Raw genomic sequence first — 6,283 nt, 5'->3', positions numbered from 1 at the left:
CCCCCTCGCCCGACGCGACGAGCCGTCCGCCCGCCCCGCCGGCGGATCCGGCACCGAGCAGCACCCCGGCCCACCGGACCGGGAAGCCGAGCGCCACGCCTTCGGGCACCCCGGGCGCCGCGTCGACCGGGGTGCGGGCGCCCGGCGTCGAGGACGGCCCGCTGTGGTCGGACGGCTCGGTGGACCCGCACAGCAACGAGTTCTGGGCGCAGAGCAATCTGACCTTCAGGACCTCCGAGCAACTGACCTCGCTCACGGTCGAGTTGCGGATCGCGCAGACCGGCGGTGTCACCGACGCCGGCGCCTGGCGCTCGCTCCCCGAGGACGACTTCACGCTGACGGTCGCCGAGCGGGACGGTTTCCTCGTCTACACCTGGGTGCTCAAGGCCGGGCGTACGGTCCCGACGGGCGAGTGGGTGTTCGCCGGGCAGTACAACCACGAGCGCGGCGGCCGGGACGCGAAGGACGACCGGTACACGGCGGCGGCGACCGCGAAGTCCGGGGAGCTCGCCGTGCGGGGCGGCTTCGCGACGCAGGATGCCGGGTCCGCGGACGAAGGGGGCTCGTAGGCTGCCGCCGGGGCCGCACCGCGAGCATCACCGTGGCGCGGCAACCCTTTCCCCGCCGGCGGCGACCAAGGGGTGCACGGTGGGCACCGGTCCGACTCCCGGGCAGCCCAACAAGCTCTCTCACACCAGGAGTTCACGCCAGGGGAACAACCATTCGGTCACCTTCTACGTCCCTAGTAGTGCACAGACCTGCCGGCCTGAGCCCCCCTCGGCCGGCAGCTGCCGGCTGGAGCCCCCCTCGGGCCGGCACGAGGAACGCCCCGCCCGTGACGACGGGCGGGGCGTTTCGCCGTTTTCCGGCTCCCGGCTCCCGGCTCCCGGCCGGTGCGGGACTAGCTCACGAAGTACGTCGGGTTCGGGAGCTTGTACGTGCGGTCGGCGTAGCCGCCCTCCAGGTCGGAGTACTGGTCGCCGAAGTTGGCGATGATGTCGTACCCGAGGTCCTTCTCGATGTGCGCGCGGGTGCCGGACTTGTACTGCACGGTGGTGCAGGTCCAGGTGCCCGGTGTGGCGCAGGCGCTCAGGTAGGACGGCGGGTTCGCCTTGTCCTTGAGGAACACGTGGTCGGCGTCGAGGTTCACGTCGGCGCCGACCTTCTTCAGGTTCTCGACCGCGGCCGAGCGCTGCGCCTCGCTGAGACCGGAGTTGTAGAAGACCTCGACGCCCTTCTTCTCGGCGTACCGCACGAGCTCGGGGCTGCCGAAGACGGCCGGGCGGTCGGCCCGGTTCACGTAGTCGGCCCACGTGGTCGCGTTGTACGTGTAGTTGTAGCGCTTCTCGTAGTCGAGGCTGAGCAGGAGCGTGTCGTCGATGTCGAAGACGACGGCCGGCTTCTCGCCCTTGTGGTGCGCCTTGCGGGCGGCCTGGTCGATGTACTTGCGCGCCGCCTTGTCGATCGACGCCAGGTCCTTGGCGTAGGGGCTGGTGGGGGACGCCTGGTAGACACCGTTCGCGTCGGCCGTGGTGCCGTAGTAGGTGTCGATGTCCTTGACCAGCAGCCCGATGTTGTAGGGCTCGTGCGTGGAGTTCGCCGTGGACTGGCCGGCGGTGGCCGCGCCGGCGCCGTAGAGGGCGCCGGCGGCGACGGCACACGCCGCGGTGACGGCTGCGATACGCAATGGCTTATGCATGACAGACGTTCTACGCGCGTCACCATGTCGGGCGCGAGACCCGCCCGGTAAAAAACGGGTCAAGCGCCCCGAAGGTGCTAGTTCATCGTCGCGCCGATGGTCGTGCTGCCCGTCGTCAGGAACGTGGTGGCGGGCAGGGTGCCGCCGGCGCCGCGGGCGTTGTACGTCGTCGAAGCGTCCGTCGACCTGAAGGCGGGCGTGCCGACCCCGCTGTCCCAGTTGTTGCCGGCCGAGGTGACCTTGGAGCCCTTGCTGACCGAGCCGCTGCCGTTGCTCACCGCGAGGTTCTTGCCGAGCTTCGCGGAGCCGGTGGCGAAGTAGTAGCCCCACTTGCTGTTGGCGTAGGCGGTGGTGCGGTTGATGACGACGGCGCCGGTGTTGGAGTTCTCGGTGAAGCCGTTGCCGGCGTTGCCCCAGGCCGCGGAGTTGTTCACGACGTGCGCGACGACCTCGCCGTCACCGCCCAGCTTGTAGCCGTTGCCGTCGCCCGCGAAGGCGGAGTCGGACCAGCGGTTGACGCCGTTGCCGAAGGACCAGGTGTGCTCGACGGTGACCGGTGAGGAGAAGGACCAGTAGTCGATCCCGTCGTCCGAGTTGTTGTAGAGACGGGCCCCGGTGATGAGGTTGCCGGTGCCGGAGCCGAACTTCACGGCGATGCCGTCGGCGTTCTCGCCGTGGTTCGCGGCGTCGTAGTTGCCGTAACTGTCGATGTTCTTCACGGTGTTGTTGACCGTGCCGTCCCCGGTGAGCGTGAAACCGGAGTCTCCGCCGTTGATGGTCTTGATGTTGTTCCAGTTGGTGCCGGTGCAGGACGTGCAGACGACCGCGCTGTCCGGGGAGTTCTGGAAGGTCAGGTTGGAGACGTTCCAGTAGTCCGCGGTCAGCTTGAAGATCCACGCGCCGTCGGGGAGGGAGGACCCGTCGATCTTCACGGTCTCCGAGCCGTACGCGGTGAGCGTGATGGGCGCGGCGGAGGTGCCGTTGGCCGTGGACTGGAGGGTGGCCGTCGGGTAGTAGGTGCCGCCGCGGACCTGGATCACCGTGCCGGCGGTGGCGTTCTTGACGGCGTTGGACAGGTCGGTCGCGTTGCTGACGACCACGGTCGCGGCCTGCGCCTGGGTGGGGAGGACGGCGAGGCCCGAACCGAGGGCGAGGGCCGCCGTGGCGAGGAGAGCGGTACGACGAGACATGGGGAGCGGGTCCCTTCGGGTGCGGGTGGGGGGATGGTTCACAGGACGGCGTCGAGCCAGTCGAAGACCTCGTCCTGCATGCGGTCGACGAAGACATGGCCGAGCTGGGGCCAGGTCTTGAGGTGCAGCCGCTCCTCGGCGTGGCGGGACTGCCAGACGGCGCGCAGCTTGTCGTACGCGACGCGGACGCCGTCGGCGGGGAACAGCGGGTCGAGGCCGCCGTCGAAGAAGAGCATCGGCCTGGGTGCGGCGATGCCCGCCACGTCGGGGAAGTCGAGGAAGCGGGGCAGCCCCGGGTGGAGCATGCAGTAACTGGACTGCCCGCGCAGGGTGTTGTTGCCGGGCACCATCATTTCCTTGAGGCCGGTCATCCAGCAGACGGACGCCGTGGCCCGGACGGAGTCGGTCAGCGCGGCGGTCTGCCAGGCGCGGTAGGCGCCCATGGAGAACCCGACGGCGGCCGTGCGACGGGCGTCCACCCGGTCCAGACCGGCGAGGAACTCGGCGGCGCGGGCGTCCTCGCGGGCCATGAGTCCGGCGAGCGAGGAGCCCAGGTTGTAGAAGTTGCTCGCCAGGGCCTGCTGCTGGTCGTAGGCGACCGGCCCGCGGTCGCCCCAGCCGAGCGCGTCCGCGCACAGCACGACATAGCCGCGCCGGGCCAGCTCGTCGCCGACGAACCGGCCGCTGAAGTACTTGTCCGCCCAGGCCTGGGCGGAGGCGAGCCGGGTGTCGTCGTACCAGGGCCGGACCAGCTTCTCCTTGCCGATGTCGAACTTCGCCCCATGGTCGTGGAGCAGCAGCACCGCGGGGAAGGGGCCGCGGCCGTGCGGGGTGAGCAGGGCGGCACGCACCCGCTCGTACCGGGTGAGGGAGAGGGTGACCAACTCCCGCGTGAATCCCTCTCCTTGGGTGCGGCCGGTGAACGCGGGGGCGTACGGCGTGCCGTCCTCGCGGTCGACCAGGAGGTGTTCCTCGAGCTTGGCGCGAGCGGCCCGCCGCCAGGCGCGGAAGTCACGGACCGGTGAGTTCCCCCAGGCCAGCGGGAAGGTCAGCGCGGCCTTGAGCGCCGGGTGGAAGTCCGGCAGCGGGCCGTCGACGACCCCGGCCCGCGCGGGGCCCACCGGTCCGCCGGCCAGCGCGGCCGCTCCGGCGCCCACCACGAACGCCCGCCGCCCGAGCGGGTCACCGGTACGCATAGGGCCTCCAGTCGCCGAGGTAGGTGTGCGGGGTGTGCGCCGCGGCCTCGGCGGCGGTGAGCTGCGGCCGGTTGTCCGGGACGGAGACGACCGCGCCGGGACCGGAGTTGGCGTACTCCCAAAAGCGCATGGTCTGCCAGGGGTAGGCCTCGCGCATGTCGGTGTAGGGCGCGACCGGGTCGATGCCGGGGCCGATCCAGGAGTCCCGCACGACGAGGGACGGCCAGGCGGTCGTCTCGTACGACGGCACCCAGGGCCGGGCCAGCTTGTACGCCCCGTCCTCGGCGCCGGAGGTGAAGCGGGAACGGACGGCGAGGAGGCCGTACAGGTTGGCGCGGGCCGTGGAGGGGGCGAAGACCATGCCCTTGGGTGTGAAGGTCACGTCCCGCTGGAGGGTGTGGAAGTGGCACTCGTCGAAGACGGCGGTGGCCCGGCCGAAGACGAAGTCGACGTCTCCCTCGATCCGGCAGCGGCGGAAGTACTGCCGGTCGAAGGAGGCGAGCGCGGTCGTCTCGACGAAGAGGGTGTCCTGGTGGCCCAGGAGCCGGACGTTCTCGAAGTGGGTGCGGTCGCCGTAGGTGTACGCGGCGACCGCCTGGGTGCCGGTGATGTCGGGGTGGTCGGCGCGCAGCCAGTCGTTGGCGAGGGTGAGGTCGCGGACGGTGAGGCCGGGGGCCGCGGAGGTGAAGGTGGCCGACCCCGCGGTGCCGTAGGTGCCGGAACCGTCTGGTTTTCGGGTGCCGTTGGCGTTGTCGTACACGATGACGGTGGCACGCGGGTCACGGCTCGCCCCGCGCAGGGTCAACTCCGCCTTGTCCGCCGGGACGTCGACGACCTCGCGATAGGTGCCCGGGTGCACGACGATCGTCCAGCCGGGGCCGGTGACCGCGTCCACGGCGGCCTGCACGGAGTCGCCGGGTCGGACGTGGAGCACCCGGCGGGTGCCGGCGTGGGCCGGAGCGGCCGCCGCGGCGGCGAGTCCCGCACCGGCGGCCAGGAAGGTCCTTCTGCGCATCTCAGCACACCTCCTTCCAGGGCCGCCAGTCGCCGAGCCAGGTCTCCCGGGTCGCGGACGCGGCCTGTTCGCGGGTGAGCTGGGGCCGGTTCTCCGGGACGGTGATCCGGGCTCCGGGGCCGCTGTTGCGGTACTCGGCGAAGCGCTGGTTCTGCCAGGGGAAGGCGTCCGACATGTTGGCGTAGGGGGCGACGGCGTCGATGCCGGGGCCGAGCCATGTGTCCCGGACCACGAGTGACGGACGGGCCGTGGTGTCGGAGCTCGGTACCCACGGACGGGCCAGCTTGTAGGCGGCGTCGGGGGCCTCGCTGGAGACCCGGCTGTGCGTCACCAGGTGTCCGCGCGGGTTGGCGCCCGCCGTGGAGGGCGCGAAGACGAACCCGTACGGCGCCGCCGCCAGGTCGGTCCGGTCCAGGGTCCGGAAGTGGCAGTGCTCGTGGACCGCCGTGGCCCGCCCGAAGACGAAGTCGACGTCCCCCTCGACGTAGCAGTGCGCGAAGTACTGGCGGGCGAAGGAGGTCAGGGCGATCGAGTCGGCGTAGAGGGTGTCCTGGTGGCCGAGGAAGCGGCAGTGGTGGAAGGCGGAGCGGTCGCCCTGCACCTTGAGGGCGACGGCCTGGGTGCCGGTGATGTCGGGGTGGTCGGCGCGCAGCCAGTCGTTGGCGAAGGTGATCCAGCGGGCGGTGAAGCCGTCGGCCTGGACCGTGGTGGTCGCGGATCCGGTGGTGCCGTAGGTGCCGCCGCCGGGTTTGGGGGTGCCGGCCGCGTTGTCGTACACGATCACGACGTCCCGGGGGTCCTCGGAGGCGCCGATCCAGGTGGCCTCGGTGCGGGTGGCGTCGACGGCGACGGTCTCCCGGTAGGTGCCGGGGGCGAGGACCAGGGTCCAGCCGCTGCCGGTGGCCGCGGTGACGGCGTCCTTGACGGTGGTGTGGTCGCCGCGGCCCTCCGGGTCGACGTACAGCGTCCGCGGGGTGAGGCGGGCGGACGGTGACCCGAAGCGTCCGAACGGGCGCCTGGCCGGGGCGGCCGTCGCGGGGCCCGCCGTGAGCGCGATCGCGGCTGCGGCTCCGGTGCTCGCGAGCAGGAACCCCCTTCTGGTCAGGGGGAGTTGCGTGTGGTGCGAGGACATGCGGGTGCTCCTTGGGGACGCGGCTCTGGGGGTGGGGTGCCTCGCGTGGGG

General features: G+C 71.4%; 6 protein-coding genes. 1 reads left to right on the top strand and 5 read right to left on the bottom strand.

Annotated elements, in window-relative coordinates; all coding sequences use genetic code 11:
• Positions 1-569: hypothetical protein (locus tag AOJ26_RS27800; RefSeq protein ID WP_053851110.1), on the top strand; the 569-nt coding region annotated here is incomplete at its 5' end.
• 332 nt (positions 570-901) lie between these two features.
• Here AOJ26_RS27800 and AOJ26_RS27795 read toward each other — a convergent pair.
• The 5 genes from AOJ26_RS27795 to AOJ26_RS27775 all read right to left on the bottom strand — a co-directional run bounded on the left by AOJ26_RS27795 (position 902) and on the right by AOJ26_RS27775 (position 6,232).
• Entirely contained in the window at positions 902-1,699 is a 798-nt protein-coding gene (locus AOJ26_RS27795) for an HAD family acid phosphatase (protein WP_053851109.1), read from the bottom strand.
• Between the two features lie 77 nt (positions 1,700-1,776).
• Positions 1,777-2,889 (bottom strand): right-handed parallel beta-helix repeat-containing protein, encoded by a 1,113-nt coding sequence (locus tag AOJ26_RS27790; RefSeq protein WP_053851108.1) that lies wholly within the window; start codon positions 2,887-2,889, stop codon positions 1,777-1,779.
• Between the two features lie 38 nt (positions 2,890-2,927).
• Positions 2,928-4,085 (bottom strand): dienelactone hydrolase family protein, encoded by a 1,158-nt coding sequence (locus AOJ26_RS27785; protein ID WP_053851107.1) that lies wholly within the window; start codon positions 4,083-4,085, stop codon positions 2,928-2,930.
• Positions 4,072-5,100 carry a pectinesterase family protein gene (locus AOJ26_RS27780; protein WP_053851106.1) on the bottom strand — a complete coding sequence of 343 codons (1,029 nt, stop codon included), beginning with the start codon at positions 5,098-5,100 and terminating at the stop codon, positions 4,072-4,074. The genes AOJ26_RS27785 and AOJ26_RS27780 overlap by 14 nt, the downstream gene beginning before the upstream one ends.
• A gap of 1 nt (position 5,101) precedes the next feature.
• Complete coding sequence (locus AOJ26_RS27775; protein ID WP_053851105.1) at positions 5,102-6,232, bottom strand: pectinesterase family protein; 1,131 nt, start codon at positions 6,230-6,232, stop codon at positions 5,102-5,104.
• Between the last annotated feature and the right edge of the window lie 51 nt (positions 6,233-6,283).

The sequence above is a fragment of the Streptomyces sp. NRRL B-24085 genome (assembly GCF_001282115.1).
In the GTDB taxonomy this organism is placed as follows: domain Bacteria; phylum Actinomycetota; class Actinomycetes; order Streptomycetales; family Streptomycetaceae; genus Streptomyces.
The sequence above is the reverse complement of the archived record's forward strand: the minus strand, read 5'-3'. Positions and strand labels throughout refer to the sequence as shown.

Bases quoted from the DNA above. Each gene is read 5' to 3' on its own strand.
- AOJ26_RS27795 (WP_053851109.1), bottom strand. From the start codon at position 1,699: ATGCATAAGCCATTGCGTATCGCAGCCGTCACCGCGGCGTGTGCCGTC.
- AOJ26_RS27790 (WP_053851108.1), bottom strand. From the start codon at position 2,889: ATGTCTCGTCGTACCGCTCTCCTCGCCACGGCGGCCCTCGCCCTCGGT.
- AOJ26_RS27785 (WP_053851107.1), bottom strand. From the start codon at position 4,085: ATGCGTACCGGTGACCCGCTCGGGCGGCGGGCGTTCGTGGTGGGCGCC.
- AOJ26_RS27780 (WP_053851106.1), bottom strand. From the start codon at position 5,100: ATGCGCAGAAGGACCTTCCTGGCCGCCGGTGCGGGACTCGCCGCCGCG.
- AOJ26_RS27775 (WP_053851105.1), bottom strand. From the start codon at position 6,232: ATGTCCTCGCACCACACGCAACTCCCCCTGACCAGAAGGGGGTTCCTG.